This window comes from Microbispora sp. CA-102843, from assembly GCF_050936215.1.
Classification (GTDB): Bacteria; Actinomycetota; Actinomycetes; order Streptosporangiales; family Streptosporangiaceae; genus Microbispora.
Window position 1 is genome coordinate 1,530,743 of the sequence record NZ_JBNJNF010000001.1, and the last position, 14,458, is coordinate 1,545,200.

Annotated in this window: 14 protein-coding genes and 1 riboswitch; of the genes, 8 read left to right on the top strand and 6 right to left on the bottom strand. The window is 71.6% G+C overall.

Features of this window, described 5'->3' with window-relative positions:
- The first annotated feature begins 157 nt into the window (after window positions 1-157).
- On the top strand, window positions 158-2,176 hold the full coding sequence (locus ACQEVJ_RS07095) for a SpoIIE family protein phosphatase (RefSeq protein WP_433098375.1): 2,019 nt from the start codon (window positions 158-160) through the stop codon (window positions 2,174-2,176).
- Here the strand turns inward: ACQEVJ_RS07095 and ACQEVJ_RS07100 are convergent.
- On the bottom strand, window positions 2,155-3,666 hold the full coding sequence (locus tag ACQEVJ_RS07100; protein ID WP_433098377.1) for an MFS transporter: 1,512 nt from the start codon (window positions 3,664-3,666) through the stop codon (window positions 2,155-2,157). The two genes, ACQEVJ_RS07095 and ACQEVJ_RS07100, sit on opposite strands and share 22 nt — an antisense overlap.
- A gap of 151 nt (window positions 3,667-3,817) precedes the next feature.
- Here ACQEVJ_RS07100 and ACQEVJ_RS07105 point away from each other — a divergent pair, with 151 nt between their 5' ends.
- Both ACQEVJ_RS07105 and ACQEVJ_RS07110 read left to right on the top strand, forming a co-directional pair.
- Window positions 3,818-4,189, top strand: a complete 372-nt coding sequence (locus tag ACQEVJ_RS07105) for a YciI family protein (RefSeq protein WP_433098379.1) — start codon at window positions 3,818-3,820, stop codon at window positions 4,187-4,189.
- On the top strand, window positions 4,186-5,400 hold the full coding sequence (locus tag ACQEVJ_RS07110) for an RNA polymerase sigma factor (RefSeq protein ID WP_433098381.1): 1,215 nt from the start codon (window positions 4,186-4,188) through the stop codon (window positions 5,398-5,400). Before ACQEVJ_RS07105 ends, ACQEVJ_RS07110 begins: the two co-directional genes overlap by 4 nt.
- 3 nt (window positions 5,401-5,403) lie before the next feature.
- Here ACQEVJ_RS07110 and ACQEVJ_RS07115 read toward each other — a convergent pair whose 3' ends face one another.
- Entirely contained in the window at window positions 5,404-5,586 is a 183-nt protein-coding gene (locus ACQEVJ_RS07115; protein ID WP_433098383.1) for a hypothetical protein, read from the bottom strand.
- 228 nt (window positions 5,587-5,814) lie between these two features.
- Window positions 5,815-5,984: riboswitch (M-box (ykoK) riboswitch) on the bottom strand.
- Between the two features lie 141 nt (window positions 5,985-6,125).
- On the bottom strand, window positions 6,126-6,326 hold the full coding sequence (locus ACQEVJ_RS07120) for a hypothetical protein (protein WP_433098385.1): 201 nt from the start codon (window positions 6,324-6,326) through the stop codon (window positions 6,126-6,128).
- Window positions 6,327-6,397: 71 nt separating this feature from the next.
- On the opposite strand from ACQEVJ_RS07120, the gene ACQEVJ_RS07125 reads away from it, so the two are divergent.
- Complete coding sequence (locus tag ACQEVJ_RS07125; protein ID WP_433098387.1) at window positions 6,398-7,666, top strand: MFS transporter; 1,269 nt, start codon at window positions 6,398-6,400, stop codon at window positions 7,664-7,666.
- On the opposite strand, the gene ACQEVJ_RS07130 is transcribed toward ACQEVJ_RS07125, so the two are convergent.
- Window positions 7,663-8,427, bottom strand: a complete 765-nt coding sequence (locus ACQEVJ_RS07130) for a TetR/AcrR family transcriptional regulator (RefSeq protein ID WP_433098389.1) — start codon at window positions 8,425-8,427, stop codon at window positions 7,663-7,665. The genes ACQEVJ_RS07125 and ACQEVJ_RS07130 overlap by 4 nt on opposite strands.
- Before the next feature lie 198 nt (window positions 8,428-8,625).
- Between ACQEVJ_RS07130 and ACQEVJ_RS07135 the strand changes: the two genes are divergently transcribed.
- Complete coding sequence (locus ACQEVJ_RS07135) at window positions 8,626-10,089, top strand: MFS transporter (RefSeq protein WP_433098391.1); 1,464 nt, start codon at window positions 8,626-8,628, stop codon at window positions 10,087-10,089.
- Window positions 10,090-10,202: 113 nt separating this feature from the next.
- Here ACQEVJ_RS07135 and cofC read toward each other — a convergent pair whose 3' ends face one another.
- On the bottom strand, window positions 10,203-10,853 hold the full coding sequence (cofC, locus tag ACQEVJ_RS07140; RefSeq protein ID WP_433098393.1) for a 2-phospho-L-lactate guanylyltransferase: 651 nt from the start codon (window positions 10,851-10,853) through the stop codon (window positions 10,203-10,205).
- A 77-nt stretch (window positions 10,854-10,930) separates the two neighbouring features.
- Between cofC and ACQEVJ_RS07145 the strand changes: the two genes are divergently transcribed.
- The 3 genes from ACQEVJ_RS07145 (at window position 10,931) to ACQEVJ_RS07155 (ending at window position 13,992) form a co-directional block, all read left to right on the top strand.
- Window positions 10,931-11,728, top strand: a complete 798-nt coding sequence (locus tag ACQEVJ_RS07145; protein WP_433098395.1) for a lysophospholipid acyltransferase family protein — start codon at window positions 10,931-10,933, stop codon at window positions 11,726-11,728.
- A 53-nt stretch (window positions 11,729-11,781) separates the two neighbouring features.
- Window positions 11,782-12,789: an NAD(P)H-dependent glycerol-3-phosphate dehydrogenase gene (locus ACQEVJ_RS07150; RefSeq protein WP_433098397.1), complete on the top strand. Its 1,008-nt coding sequence runs from the start codon at window positions 11,782-11,784 to the stop codon at window positions 12,787-12,789.
- Between the two features lie 87 nt (window positions 12,790-12,876).
- Window positions 12,877-13,992 carry a D-alanine--D-alanine ligase family protein gene (locus ACQEVJ_RS07155; RefSeq protein ID WP_433098399.1) on the top strand — a complete coding sequence of 372 codons (1,116 nt, stop codon included), beginning with the start codon at window positions 12,877-12,879 and terminating at the stop codon, window positions 13,990-13,992.
- Here the strand turns inward: ACQEVJ_RS07155 and ACQEVJ_RS07160 are convergent, their stop codons facing one another.
- A complete protein-coding gene (locus ACQEVJ_RS07160) occupies window positions 13,993-14,448 on the bottom strand; it encodes a DUF3515 domain-containing protein (RefSeq protein ID WP_433098401.1) in 456 nt (151 codons plus the stop codon). It abuts the gene before it with no gap.
- Window positions 14,449-14,458: the final 10 nt, after the last annotated feature.

The window sequence follows — 14,458 nt, forward strand, 5'->3', positions numbered from 1 at the left end:
CCTGCGCAAACGTGTGTAATCTTCAGGTAAGCGAGTCGCGGGGCGCGTATGCGGGGGACCCACCGACCGCGTGCGTACGGTTCGACCGGGGGAAGATGCAGTGCAAGTCGGCCAAAAACGTGAGACGCCAGCCGGCCAGGAAGGTCGGTCCAGTCGGGTGGCGCTGGACGCGTTCGACCAGGCGCCGGCCGGAGTCCTGGTGACCCGTGGGCCGGACCACCGCCTGACGTACGCGAACGACGCCGTCCGGACGATGTTCGGAGACCTGCCGATCGGGACGCCCGTCCGGGACGGCCTCGGGCAGGGCACCCTCGCCGTGCTCGACGAGGTACGCAAGACGGGGAAGACCGTGCGCCTCGACGAGGTCCCGGTGACCGTGGACCGGAGTGCCGGACCACACGAGCGCCTCTTGCGGATGAGCCTTTCCGGCATCGCCCTCCAGGGCGGCGAGAGCGGACTGCTGGCCGTGGTCCAGGAGGTCACGGCGCAGGTTGTCGCGCCGGAGCGGATCCGCGGCATGGAGAAGGAACTGCGCCGCCTCCAGAGCCGCTACCAGAGCATGTTGTGGGTGGACGCGCACATGGTGTGGGTGACCGGCCCGCACGGCGAGGCCAGGGAGGTGAGCCAGGGCTGGCAGCGACTGACGGGACAGACGGTGGAGGAGAGCCGCGGCCACGGCTGGCTGCGGGTCTTGCACCCCGAGGACCGCGTGCCCGCCGAGGAGTCATGGGACAAGGCCACCGAAGAGGCGGTCTCGCTCTACGAGCAGATCTACCGCGTCCGCACCTGCGACGGCGCCTACCGGCACATCCGGTTCCGGGCGGTGCCGGTGCACGAGGACGGCGCGCTGGTGGAGTGGGTGGGCGCCTCCACCGACGTCGAGCAGGAGTGGCAGGAGGAGCGCCGCCGGCGGCTGCTGGACCGCGCGGCGGCCGCGGCGACCGACATCACCAACCTGGAGGAGATGTGCCAGGCGCTCGCCGACGTGATCGTGCCGGAGCTCGCCGACTCGTGCCACATCTACCTGCTTCCCGAGTCGAGCAGTAGCCTCCCGCACGCGCCGATCGTCACCGAGCGCGTCGCCGCCGCCGTCCGCCCGGGACTGTCGGCGCTGCCGCCGCGGCGCAAGGACTATCACCCCGTCGACAGCGGGTTCGTACGCGCGGTACGGCGCCGCCGCCCCGTCCACGCGTCCTTCCCTCCCGGGCGTCCCCCGTTCCCCTGTGCCGACCTGGTCGCGAAGTGGCTGGCCGAGACCCGGTCGCACAGCCTGGCCATCCTGCCGCTCGTCGTCGAGGGCGAGGTGGCGGCGGTGGTGACCACCAGCATCTGCGCTGATCGCCCGCCGACCGCGCCTGACGACATCCGGCTGATGCGGGAGATGCTCGACCACACGCACGACGCCGTCAGCAAGGCCCTGCGGTTCCGCCGCACGCAGAAGGTGGCGCTGGCCCTGCAGCACAGCCTGCTGGCCGAGCCGCCCGGCGTCCCCGGCCTGGAGCTCGCCGCGCGCTACCAGGCGAGCCCGACCGCCGCCGAGATCGGCGGAGACTGGTACGACGCGTTCCTGCTGTCCTGCGGGGCCGTGAAGCTGGTCATCGGAGACGTGGCCGGGCACGACCTCTCCGCCGCCGTCTGCATGAGCCAGGTGCGGAACATGCTGCGGGCGCTCGCCGTCGACCGCGACGAGTCCCCGGGCGACGTCCTGCGGCGGCTGAACAGCGCCCTGGAGACCCTGAACGGCGAGAGCACGGCGACCTGCGTCCTGACCCGTCTCGAAAGGGACGGCGACGGCCTGTGGCAGCTGGCGTACTCGGTGGCCGGGCACCCGCCGCCGTTGCTGGTGACCGGCGACGGGAAGGGCCGCTTTCTCCAGGACGCGGGCAACCCCCTCCTCGGCCTCAACCACGACCAGCCGTGGATCAGCGCCGTGGAGCCGCTGCCGCCGCACAGCACCCTGCTGCTCTACACCGACGGCCTCATCGAGCGGCGGGGAGAGGACCTCGGCGACGGGCTCGAACGGTTGCGGCTGTGTGCCGAGCCGCTCGCCCGCGAACCCCTGGGCCGGTTCTGCGACGAACTGCTGACCGGGATGCCGGTGACGGGAGAGGACGACGTCGCCATGATCGCGCTGCGTGTGCCGCCGGCAGGGTGCTATGAGGGAGTCGCCTCGTAGCCGGCCTCGTAGTCAGGCAGTGCGGCCGGGGCGGTCCGGGTCGCCGGGCGCATGGCCAGGACCAGCACGGCCAGCCCGGCGAAGATGACCGCGGCGACGACGCCGGTGACGTGCACGCCGGCGGTGAACGCCTCCCGCGCGGCGTGCAGCAGTTCCGCGCCCTCGCCGGCGGGAAGGTGGCGGCTGGCGGTGACCGCGCCGGCCAGCGAGTCGGACGTGCCGTCCATCCGGCTGCGGTAGACCACTGCGGCCACCACGCCGAGCAGCGCGAGGCCGAGCGAACCGCCGAAGTAGTTGCCGGTCTCCGACATCGACGCCGCCGACCCGGCGCGCTCCGGCGGCACGGACCCGACGACCAGTCCGGTGCCCAGCGCGAACAGCGGGCCGGTGCCCAGCGCCAGTGTGGCGATGCCGATCATCACCAGCGGCAGGGCGCCCGCGCCGCCCACGCCGACGCCGACCAGCAGCAGGCTGCCCAGCGCCGACCCCGCCAGCCCCCCGGCGATCGCGGTCGTCCGCCTCATCCGCCGGGCCAGCGCCGGTGCGGTCATGGTGCCGACCGCCACGCCTAGGCCCATCGGCGCGAACAGCACCGCCGACGCGAACGGCGAGTGGCCCAGCACGCCCTGCAGATACTGGGTCACCATCAGGCCCGTGCCGGCCATGGCGACGCCGGCGAAGACCAGCGCGACGAGTACGGCCGTGAACGGGCGGTTGCGCAGCAGCCGCAGATCCAGCAGCGGCGCCTCCAGCCGCAGTTGCCGGCGTACGAACAGGAATCCGATGGCCGCGCCGGCGACGAGGGCCACCGCCGGGACGACCGGCACGCTCCCGGCGGTCAGCTGCTTGATGCCGTAGACCGTCAGAAGCACCGCCACGAGCGACAGCCCGACACTGGCCGGGTCCAGCCGACCGGCCTGGTCGCCGCGGAACTCCGGCAGCAGGACCGGCCCGGTGAGCAGCAGCAACACCATCGCCGGCACGGCGACCAGGAACACCGATCCCCACCAGAAGTGCTGGAGCAGGAATCCGGCGAGCACGGGGCCGAGCGCCCCGCCGGTGAACTGGCAGGTCGCCCAGATCGCGATGGCCTTACCGCGCTGCCGTTCGTCGCGGAACATGTTGGTGATCAAGGCGAGCGTGGACGGCGCCAGGGTCGCTCCGGCGACGCCCAGCAGCGCACGCGCGACGATCAGCATCGGCGGACTGGCCGCGAAGGCGGCCACGACCGACAGCACCGCGAACGCCGCTCCACCGATCATCAGCAGCCGCCTGCGGCCGATCCGGTCGCCGACCGTGCCCATCGTGATCACCAGGCCGGCGACCACGAATCCGTAGCTGTCACTGATCCACAGCTGCTCGACGCTGGTGGCCCCCAGGTCGGCGCTCAGTTGTGGCAGCGCGAGGAGCAACGCCGTCGCGTCGATCGCGACGAGCAATGCCGGCAGCGCCAGGACGACCAGTCCCAGCCACGCCCGGTTGACTCGCATATGTGAAAACTCCCTGCTCTCTCGACGTCTCGCCGGTTGGTCGGAGCGGTCGGCGGTTTTTTGACACGGATATGTGTCAAGACGGCGGCGACGGCTCCGACCAACCGGTGGAATGGCCCGGCGGGGGCTCGCGAACCACGAGGAGAACGAGATGAAGTTCCTGATCAGCATGCACATCAACCCGGCCGTGCTGGACGCGCTGACCGACGAGGAGAGGGCGGCGATCGGCGAGGGCCACGGCAGGTTCATCGAGGCGCTGAAGGAGTCCGGCGAGCTGATCAGCACGCAGGCGCTGGCCGACCCGTCACAGGCCGCGGTGGTGTCCGTGCGCAACGGCCAGCCGGTGGTGACCGACGGCCCGTTCCTGGAGTCCAAGGAGTATCTGGGCGGCTTCTACCTGATCGACTGCGAGAACAAGGAGCGGGCGATCGAGCTGGCGGCGCGGATCCCGGACGCCGCGATCGAGGGCCTCGGGATCGAGGTGCGGCAAGTCATGTTCGCTGACGGACAATTGGAGGCATGACAGCACCGGTCGTCGAGGACCTGCTGCGTGAGCTCACGCCGCAGGTCCTCGGCGCGTTGGTACGCCGCCACGGCCGGTGCGAAGGGTGTGAGGACGCCGTACAGGAGGCCGTCCTCGCCGCCGCCGTGCAGTGGCCGGCCGAGGGAGTGCCGGACAACCCGCGCGGCTGGCTGTTGACCGTCGCGTCCCGGCGGCTCATCGACCAGATGCGCAGCGACCACGCGCGCCGTGAGCGGGAGTCGGCGACGGCCGCCGTCGAGGTGACGCCGGAGGACGTGCCGGACACCGACGACACGCTCGTCCTGCTGTTCCTGTGCTGCCATCCCACGCTCACCGCGGCCTCCCAGGTCGCCCTGACGCTTCGGGCGGTCGGCGGCCTGACCACTGCCGAGATCGCCCGCGCGTTCCTGGTGCCGGAGGCCACGATGGCGGCCAGGATCAGCCGGGCCAAGCAGCGCGTCAAGGCCGCGGGCAGCTCGTTCAGCCTGCCGGACGGCGCGGAGCTCCAGGAGCGGCTCCGCGTCGTCCTGCATGTGCTCTACCTGATCTTCAACGAGGGCTACACCGCCTCCTCTGGCAGCGAGCTGCACCGCGCCGACCTCGCGAACGAGGCGATCCGGCTGACCAGGATGGTGCACGCCCAGCTGCCCGAGGACGGCGAGGTGGCCGGGCTGCTCGCGCTCATGCTGCTGACCCACGCCCGCCGGGAGGTCCGTACGACGCCGGGCGGCGACCTGGTGCCGCTGGACGAGCAGGACCGGACGAAGTGGGACCGCGGGCTGATCGACGAGGGCGTCGGGCTGGTCAAGGCGGCGCTGGCCGGCCCGGCGCTGGGCCCTTACCAACTACAGGCCGCCATCGCCGCCACCCACGCCGACGCGGCCACGGCCGAGGAGACCGACTGGCCGCAGGTGCACGCCCTCTATCTGATCCTGGAGCGGATCGCGCCCAACCCGATGGTCACCCTCAACCGGGCGATCGCGCTCGCCGAGACCGAGGGCCCCGCGGCCGGGCTGGCCCTGCTGTCCACGTTGGACGGCGACGAGCGGATGGCCGGGCATCACCGGTTGCTGTCCGTACGCGCGCATCTGCTGGAGAAGACCGGCGACACGGCCGGGGCGTACGAGCACTACCGGCGCGCCGCGAAGTCCACCGCCAGCATGGCCGAGCAACGCTACCTGGAGTCGCGGGCCAGCCGGGTCAGGGCATAGACATCAGATTCCGAGCAGGTGCCGGAGGACCAGCAGCCCGAATTCCAGCCCCACCTGCAGGCCGATCCCCGCTTCGGCGGAACCCACCAGCGCGAGGGCGAGAGGCATCAGGATGGGGAACAGGACACGGGCTGTCCGGACCAGGATCTGCGGCAGCGTGAACGGAACGGAAATCGTGATCGTCATGACGGACCTCCTGTCTCGTGCCGGGTGTGCGGCACGGATGAGAACCCGTCACCTGCCGTGACAGCGGGCGGGAACCGCCTCGACGACGCCGGAGCGCCGCGTCGCGCCGGGGAAGGCGACGGGATGGGATGGTTGCGGACTACTGCCGGAAGTCATCCCGACCACCTCCTCACGGTCGTGCGGCGGCGCCCATGGCACGGCGGATGGCCGCCGGCGGCGCCTGTCGATCTCGCACCCCTCACGTAAGAGCTTTGGCACTGCGCGGCGTGATCCCTGGGAGGGAAGCCACTTTGGGTCACCCCTTAAGCCGGGGAGACCTGTCCTGACCCGGGACGTCTCTCGACGAGGAGGATCAGTGGCCTGTGTCCGCGCAGACGCCTCACCGAACGAGGTGCCTACCCCTCCAGTACACCTCCGGCCAGGCCATCGGGTCAAACCCGCCCTGGTCAGGTGGCCGGTCAGGCGATGACCGGTGCGGTGGGGGACTTGATCGACGGGGGAGCGATCAAGACGGTCTGACGGGCCAGGGTGTCGGAAACTCAGGGCGTCGGGAACGTGGAGAGCGTCACGTAGGCGACACGGCCGTCCGCCATGACGAGGGCGACCCGCTGGCCGGGGCGCAGGTGCCGCAGCGGCCCGGCGTCGAACGCCTCGCCGTCGAACGGGATCCGGGTGCCGTCGTCGAGGAAGACCCAGCCCGAGCGGGTCGCGGGGTCGAAGCTCTGCACCGTCGCCTGCACGCCGCCAGCCTACCGCCGCGCGCGGAAAATCCTTTGACCGGTAGATCTTCCGGCTGCCAGCATGTCCCGCCATGACCGAGGCGGCACCGAGGAGCCTGTGGCGCGTCCGCGACTTCCGGCGATACGCCGGGGCCGACGCGATCAGCAAGCTCGGCAGCGAGGTCTCCCTGGTCGCCCTGCCGCTCACGGCGGCGCTCACCCTCCACGCGAGCCCGTTCCAGGTGGGGCTGCTCACCGCCGCGGAGATGGTGGCGTTCCTGCTGGTCGGCCTGCCCGCCGGAGCCTGGGTGGACCGGATGCGGCGCCGCCCCGTCCTGGTCGCCGCCGACGTGGTCCGCGCGCTGGCGCTGCTGTCGATCCCGGCCGCGGCCGTGTTCGGCGTGCTCGGCCTGCCCCAGATGTACGCCGTGGCCCTGCTGATGGGGCTGTGCACGGTCTTCTTCGACGTCGCCCACCAGAGCTACCTCCCGTCCATCGTCGGCCGGGAGGACCTCGCCCGCGGGCACGGCACGCTCGCCGCGAACCAGTCGCTCGCCCAGCTCGCGGGCCCGGGGATCGGCGGCTGGCTGGTGCAGGCGCTCACCGCCCCGATCGCGGTGGTCGCCGACGCCCTCAGCTACGGCGCGTCCGCGCTGCTCCTCCTCGGCGTACGCGCGAGTGAGGGGCGCTGGGGCGACAAGCCCGGCGCGGGGGAGAGGCGGGGCGGCGAAAGGAACGCCCGAGGCGGGAGCCGGCTGTGGTCGGAGATCGCCGAAGGGCTCCTGTTCGTCGCCGGGCAGCCCGTCCTGCGCAGGGTCGCCGCCGTCGGAGCGCTGATGATGCTGTCGTTCGGCCTGTGGTCGGCCACGGTGCCGCTCTACCTCGTCCGCGAGGTCGGCACCAGCCCCGGCACGTACGGAATGCTGCTGTCGGCCGGCGCCGTGGGCGGGGTGGCCGGCGCCTGGCTCGCCCCGCGGGTCGCGGCCCGCCTGGGCACGGGCCGAGCCATGTACGCCGCGGCGTGGGCGGCCACGGTGTGCACCGCTCCGCTCGCGCTGACGGCGGCGGGCCCCCGCCTGCTGATCCTGCCGGTGGCCTTGGCGGCCAGCGGGGTGGCGACCACCGTCTTCAGCGTGGCGCAGGGGGCCTACCGCCAGTCGATCTGCCCGCCACACCTGCTCGGCCGTCTGAGCGCCACCATGCGGTTCCTGATGTGGGGCCCGATGCCGCTCGGCGGCCTGCTGGCGGGCACGCTCGGCCAGCTCGCCGGGGTGCGCGTCGCGTTCTGGGCCGCCTGCGGGGTCTACACGCTCGCCCACCTGCCGGTCCTGCTCGCGCCGCGGATCCGCGAGGTCTCCTAGCTCTCCCCGCTCTCCTCGCCGGGGTCCGGCTCGATGTGCTCGGGGTCCGGCTCGCCGACATAGGAGGCGAGACCGCGCAGGATGATCTCCAGGCCGAGCTCGAACCGGTAGTCGTTCGACTCGTCCATCATGATGTCGGAGAGCCCCACCAGGTTCGGGAACCGGTCGGGCGGCAGTGAGGCGAAGTAGTCCTTGATCTCGTCGCGCAGCTTGTGCCACGACGTCTCGGCCTCGCGGTAGCGCTGCTGCCAGAGGCTCTCCTCCAGAGCGAACCCGTTGATGTACGTGGACAGCATGTCGCCGGAGATGGCCAGGACCCGCCGCGGCAGCCCGGCGGCGCCGAGGACGGCCATCAGCCGCTCGACGTAGGGGAGCAGCTCCGGTGTGAACGGAACGTGGCCCATCGTGAGCTTCGCCAGGTCGCGATGGCTCAGCAGCCGCTCACGCGCCTGGCGGGCGAAGTCCGTGATCTGCTCTCGCCAGCGCTCGGGGTCGGGCTCGGGCAGCTCGTAGCCCTCGAAGGTGCGGTTGTACATGAGCTGCAGCAGCTCGTCCTTGTCGCGTACGTGGACGTACAGCGCCGAGACGGCGACACCGAGTTCGGCGGCGACCTGCCGCATGCTCAGCCGGTCGTAGCCCTCACGGTCGAGGACCGTGTAGGCGGCGTCGACGATCCGCTCGCGGCTGAGGGGCACCCTGGCCGGCGTACGTCGCTTGGGCGGACGCTCCCACGGCGGTGTGGGCATGTCCGGCTGCGTCATGAGGACCTCCCGCTGTTCCGCCCATGGTAGTGAACACCGCTCCACGATGGCGAACACCGCTCTCCATTTCGAGATATATCTTGTGGGGTCGACGAACGAGATATATCGTGGTGAACATCGAACTTGGCGCTGAACACTGATCGGTGTTAGAACAGCGCTCACTTTACTATGAACAATGTTCAGTCCCAAGGAGGGGCGATGTCGGAACCCATCACGGCGGCGGCGCCGCCGGCACCGGCGACCGGAGCGCCGTACCGCTGGCGCTGGGCCGCTCTCTTCGTGATCCTCGCCGGGGAGGTCATGGACCTTCTCGACGCGATGGTCACCAACATCGCGGCGCCCGAGATGCGCGCCGACCTCGGCGGCTCCGAGGCCGTCATCCAATGGCTGGGCGCCGCCTACACGCTCTCGATGGCCGTGGGTCTGATCACCGGCGGGCGGCTCGGGGACATCTTCGGCCGCAGGCGCATGTTCCTGATCGGAGCCGCCGGGTTCACCGTGGGTTCCCTGCTGTGCGCCGTCGCCCAGTCGCCCGAGATGCTGATCGGCGCCCGGGTGATCCAGGGCCTGTTCGGCTCGATCATGCTGCCCCAGGGCCTCGGCATGATCAAGGAGATGTTCCCGCCCACGGAGATGGGCAAGGCGTTCGGCATGTTCGGGCCGGTCATGGGGCTGTCGGCCGTCGGCGGCCCGATCCTCGCCGGCTGGCTCGTGACGGCCGACTTCTGGGGCACGAGCTGGCGGATGATCTTCTTCATCAACCTGCCGCTCGGCCTGGCCGCGCTTCTCGCCGGGCTGCGCTTCCTGCCCGAGTCGAGGTCGCCGCGGCCGCCGCGGCTCGACCTGGCCGGGGTCGCGCTGGCGTCTGTGGGCGCCTTCCTGGTGATCTACCCGCTGGTGCAGGGCCGCGAGCACGACTGGCCCGCGTGGGCGTTCGTCATGCTCGCCGCCTCGGTCGTCGTCTTCGCCGTCTTCGGCTGGTTCCAGGCCCGCCGCAGCCGCGCGGGCGGCGATCCGCTGATCGTGCCGAGCTTGTTCCGCAAGCGCGCGTTCACCGGCGGCCTGTTCACCGGCATGGTGTTCTTCTCCGGCATGGCCGGGTTCATGCTGGCCTTTAACCTCTACTGCCAGCTGGGCCTCGGCTACTCGGCGCTCAAGGCGGGGCTCGCGATGGTTCCCTGGTCGGCCGGCATGATCCTCGGATTCGGCCTCGCGCAGGGGCTGCAGAAGTTCGGGCGCAAGCTGCTCCAGGGCGGCATCCTGGTCATGACGCTGGGCGTGCTCGGCGTCCTGCTCACGCTGAACCTCGCGGGCATGCACGTCAGCCCCTGGCAGCTCACCCCCGCGCTGGTCGTCAGCGGAATCGGCATGGGCCTGCTGATGTCGCCCTTCTTCGACATCGTGCTCGCCGGCGTGGAGGAGCACGAGACGGGCTCGGCGTCCGGCACGCTGACGGCGGTGCAGCAGCTGGGCAACGCGTTCGGCGTGGCCCTGCTCGGCACGGTCTTCTTCGACCTGCTCGGCGACGTGCCCACCGCCGGGAGCTTCGACCAGGCCATGAAGATCACCCTCTGGGTGGTCGCCGGAATGCTCCTGCTCACCTTCGCCGTGGCCTTCCTCCTGCCGAAGCAGGCCCGCGAGAACGCGGAGGCGGCCCACTGACACGACATCAGGGGTGACCACGCCGGAGCGGGGGCTCGGCGTGGTCGCCTTCGCGTGTCCGAGGTACCTTCGCCGGACACTCCTCGGCGGGGTGGTCAGACGGCAGCCGTCCGCTACGGGCGCGGGGCCGCGCCGCCGAGGATCAGGGCGGCGACAGCGGCGGTGGCGGGGCCGACGCCCAGGACCAGGGCCTCGCGCAGGTCCTCCACCGTGTCCACGTCCCTGCGTACGGACGCGATCCCCGGCGGGGTCAGTTCCTTGGCCCCCCGGGACAGGTGCCTCGCCCGCGACTCGCCGCCGAACCCCGGCCGGAAGGACACGCCCGGCCGTACGCCGTAGAACGTCGTGCCCACCTCGGCGGCGTCGGGGACGAACGCCTGGTCGAACTCCAGCGCCGCCGCGAGCACCGTCTCCAGCTCCGCGGGCCGCAGGGCGGGCAGGTCGGCCTGCAGGGCGCCGACGGCGTCGTCCGGCGCGAGCCGTACGGCCTCCTCCGCCCCGGCCCGCAGGGCGGTGTTCAGCCCCCGGTCGGGATCGGCCACCACGTGGGCCCCGAGCGCGGCCAGCCGCCGCGCGGGCAGCGGGTCGGCCGTCACGACCACCACGCGCGCCACCAGCGGGCACCGCAACGCCGCCGCCACGGTGTCGGAGGCCACCGCGACCGCCAGATCGGCCCGGTGCGGCCCGGCCGCCGCCGCGAGCCGTGTCTTGGCCCGGATCAGGGTCTTCACCGGGACCACTATTGACCATCGCGCGAGGTGCATGCCTGTAGCATCCCGCCTCGACATCGCGCATGGCCAACCGGGAGACTTGTCCCGGATCCCGGTGATTTGGAGACCCTGTGAGCCACCCCAGCGAGCCCTCGTCCGACCCGACCACTCCCGCGGCCACACCCGCAGTGCCCGCCCCCGCCACGGTGAGCCGGCGTGCCGGCCGGCCGCCGCGCTTCTGGGAGACGCTCGCGGTCGTCGTCGTCAAGCCGCTCTCACGGCTGTTCGTGAAGCGCAGGTGGCGCGGCGGGGAGCACATCCCCCGCACCGGCGGTCTGATCATCGCGGTCAACCACCTGTCGTGGTCCGACCCCGTGCTGCTCTCGCACTACCTGTACAACAACGGGCGGTGGCCGACGATCCTGGCCAAGGCGGGTCTCTTCCGGATCCGCGGGCTCGGTCACGCCATCGCCCAGCTCCAGGCCATCCCGGTCGAGCGGAACAGCACCGAGGCCACCAAGTCGCTCAAGATCGCCGAGGAGCGGCTGCGGAGCGGCGCCTGCATCCTGTTCTATCCCGAGGGCACGATCACCCGCGATCCCGACCTGTGGCCCATGGTCGGCAAGACCGGCGTCGCCCGGCTGGCCCTCGCCACCGGCGTGCCGGTCGTCCCGATCGCTCACTGGGGCGCCCAGGAGCTGCTGCCGTACGGGGCGAAGAAGCCCCGCCTGCTGCCCCGCGCGACCTTCCACGTGCTGGCCGGGCCGCCGGTCGACCTGTCCAAGTACGCCGGGCAGCCCATGCGCGGCTCGGTCCTGCGCGACGCGACCGCGGACATCACGGCCGCCATCACCGACCTGCTCGCCGAGATTCGGGATGAGAAGGCGCCGGAGGTCCCTTACGACCCCAAGAACGCGGCCAACGGCTGAGCGGAGCGTACGGTGAGGGAGGAGCGCGCGGAGCAAGAGGAGTGGTGCGGCCAGTGAGCAGGGCGGCTGTTTTCGGAACGGGCTCGTGGGGCACCACGTTCGCGATGATCCTCGCCGAGGCGGGCACCCCCACGACCCTGTGGGGCAGACGGGCGGAGATCGTCGACGCGATCAACGAGACCCGGGAGAATCCCGAGTATCTGCCGGGGATACGGCTACCCGACACGATCCGTGCCACGACGGACCCCGCCGAGGCCATGGACGGCGCCGACTTCGTGGTTCTCGCGGTGCCGTCCCAGACGCTGCGCGCCAACCTCGAGGTGTGGAAACCCCACATCCCGCCGGGGGCCGTGCTGGTCAGCCTGATGAAGGGCGTCGAACTCGGCACCTGCAAGCGGATGAGCGAGGTCATCTGCGAGGTGGCCGAGGTGCCGGAGCGCCGGGTGGCCGTGGTCTCCGGGCCCAACCTTGTCCCCGAGCTGGCCCAGCGGCAGCCCGCCGCGGCCGTCGTCGCCTGCTCAGACGAGGAGGTGGCCGCCCGGCTTCAGGAGGCGTGTCACCTGCCGTGGTTCCGGACCTACACGAATCCGGACGTGGTGGGCGTCGAACTCGGCGGCGCGGTCAAGAACGTCATCGCGCTGGCCGTCGGGGTCGCGGTCGGCATGGGCCTGGGCGACAACGTGCGCGCGACGCTCATGACGCGCGGGCTGGCCGAGATCGCCCGGCTGGGCGCGGTGCTCGGGGCGGACCAGCACACCTTCGCCGGCCTCGCCGGGATGGGCGACCTCGTCGCCACCTGCACCTCGCCGCTGTCGCGCAACCGCACCTTCGGGGAGAACCTGGGCCGCGGCATGACGATGGCCGAGGTCGTCGCCGCCACGAAGCAGACGGCCGAGGGGGTCAAGTCGTGCGAGTCGGTGCTCGAACTGGCCAGGAAGCACGACGTGGAGATGCCCATCACCGAGGTGGTCGTCGGGGTCGTCCACGACGGCATGACCCCCGGTGAGGCCGCCGTGCTGCTGATGTCGCGTACTCCCAAGCCGGAGCGCTACGGCGTCTGACCAGGGTCTGATCGGGGATAACGGACCTCCGCGACGCGCGGGGCTGACAAGCCGTTTTGCGCCTCGAACACGGTAGATTCGGGCATCATGAATGAGGATCGCGAGTCCACGTCACGCGTGCGCGTGGCAGTCGTCTTCGGCGGCCGCAACTCCGAGCACGCCGTCTCCCTGATGGGCGCCGGCAGTGTGCTGGAGGCCATCGACCGGTCGAAGTACGAGGTCATCCCCATCGGCATCGCCCAGGACGGGCGCTGGGTGCTGGCGTCGGGCAACCAGTCCTACGCGATCGAGTCCGGCCGCCTGCCCGTCGTGGACGACTCCGGCACGGCGCTCGCGCTCCCCGGGGACTCCGGCGCTCTCGTGGCCCTCGAATCCGGTGAGATCCCGCGCGCGCTCGGCCGGGTGGACGTCGTGTTCCCCATGCTGCACGGCCCGTTCGGCGAGGACGGGACGATCCAGGGCCTGCTGGAGATGGCGGGTGTCCGCTACGTGGGCTCCGGCGTGCTGGCCAGCGCGGTCGGCATGGACAAGGCGTACATGAAGCTCGTGCTGCGCGCCGCCGGGCTGCCGGTCGGCCCGTTCGTGGTCGTACGCGACCGCGACTGGCGGCTCGACCGCGGCCGGGTGCTCAAGGAGGTCGAGGAACTGGGCTGGCCGGTGTTCGTCAAGCCGTCCCGTGCCGGGTCGTCGCAGGGCATCTCCAAGGCGCACGACCCCGAGTCGCTGGAGGCGGCGATCGAACTCGCCCGCGAGCACGACCCGAAGGTGCTGGTCGAGGCCGCCATCGTCGGCCGGGAGATCGAGTGCGCGGTGCTGGAGTCGCTCGGCGACGCCGCAGCCGAGGCGAGCGTCCCCGGCGAGGTGCTCGTCCAGGGCGACCGTGAGTTCTTCGACTTCGAGGCCAAGTACTACCCCGACCAGATGGCGCTCCAGGCGCCGGCCGACATCCCCGCGGAGGTGGCCGAGACGGTGCGGTCCATGGCGGTGCGCGCGTTCGAGGCGCTCGGCTGCGAGGGCCTGTCGCGGGTCGACTTCTTCTACACGCCGTCCGGCGAGCTGATCGTCAACGAGATCAACACCATGCCGGGCTTCACGTCGCTGTCGGTCGCGCCGCAACTGTGGGCCGCCACCGGCCTGCCGTACGCCGGCCTGGTCGACCGGCTGATCCAGCTCGCGCTGCGCCGGCGCGCGGGCCTGCGGTAGCTATTCCGGAATGCTCGACTTGATCGGCCCTGCGAGGTCGACCAGCACGGACCCGGGCTGGTGGTCCTTGCCGATCGTCACCTCGACGTACGCCACCCGGTTGGTGGACGTGAACAGCGTCGGCCGGCGCGGGTCCTGGAACCAGCCGACGCCGTTGATGTCGCTGACCTCCGCCGTCGGCTCCATGGCGGCAGGCCGGGGCACGCCGCAGCGCAGGGCGATCTGGCCGTCACCCCAGACGGCGACGTACGGCGAGGGAGGCTCGGAGCCGACCCGGTCGAGCCCGTCGAGCTTCTTCGGCAGTGCCGCGTCGAGCTTGCGGCAGGCCGCCGCCGCCTCGCCGGTGGGCGTGGGCGGCTCCACGTGGACGGTGGACGAGCAGCCGGTGATCAGGGCGAGCGCTGCCAGGACCGTGCCTGTCAGCGTGGCGTGTGCGGGCCCCTTCGCCTCTCGCATCGTCTCCCCG

Excerpts from the sequence above, each read along its gene's own strand:
- ACQEVJ_RS07100 (WP_433098377.1), bottom strand. The coding sequence starts at position 3,666 with ATGCGAGTCAACCGGGCGTGGCTGGGACTGGTCGTCCTGGCGCTGCCG.
- ACQEVJ_RS07105 (WP_433098379.1), top strand. The coding sequence starts at position 3,818 with ATGAAGTTCCTGATCAGCATGCACATCAACCCGGCCGTGCTGGACGCG.
- ACQEVJ_RS07110 (WP_433098381.1), top strand. The coding sequence starts at position 4,186 with ATGACAGCACCGGTCGTCGAGGACCTGCTGCGTGAGCTCACGCCGCAG.
- ACQEVJ_RS07115 (WP_433098383.1), bottom strand. The coding sequence starts at position 5,586 with ATGACGATCACGATTTCCGTTCCGTTCACGCTGCCGCAGATCCTGGTC.
- ACQEVJ_RS07125 (WP_433098387.1), top strand. The coding sequence starts at position 6,398 with ATGACCGAGGCGGCACCGAGGAGCCTGTGGCGCGTCCGCGACTTCCGG.
- ACQEVJ_RS07130 (WP_433098389.1), bottom strand. The coding sequence starts at position 8,427 with ATGACGCAGCCGGACATGCCCACACCGCCGTGGGAGCGTCCGCCCAAG.
- ACQEVJ_RS07135 (WP_433098391.1), top strand. The coding sequence starts at position 8,626 with ATGTCGGAACCCATCACGGCGGCGGCGCCGCCGGCACCGGCGACCGGA.
- cofC (WP_433098393.1), bottom strand. The coding sequence starts at position 10,853 with ATGCACCTCGCGCGATGGTCAATAGTGGTCCCGGTGAAGACCCTGATC.
- ACQEVJ_RS07155 (WP_433098399.1), top strand. The coding sequence starts at position 12,877 with ATGAATGAGGATCGCGAGTCCACGTCACGCGTGCGCGTGGCAGTCGTC.
- ACQEVJ_RS07160 (WP_433098401.1), bottom strand. The coding sequence starts at position 14,448 with ATGCGAGAGGCGAAGGGGCCCGCACACGCCACGCTGACAGGCACGGTC.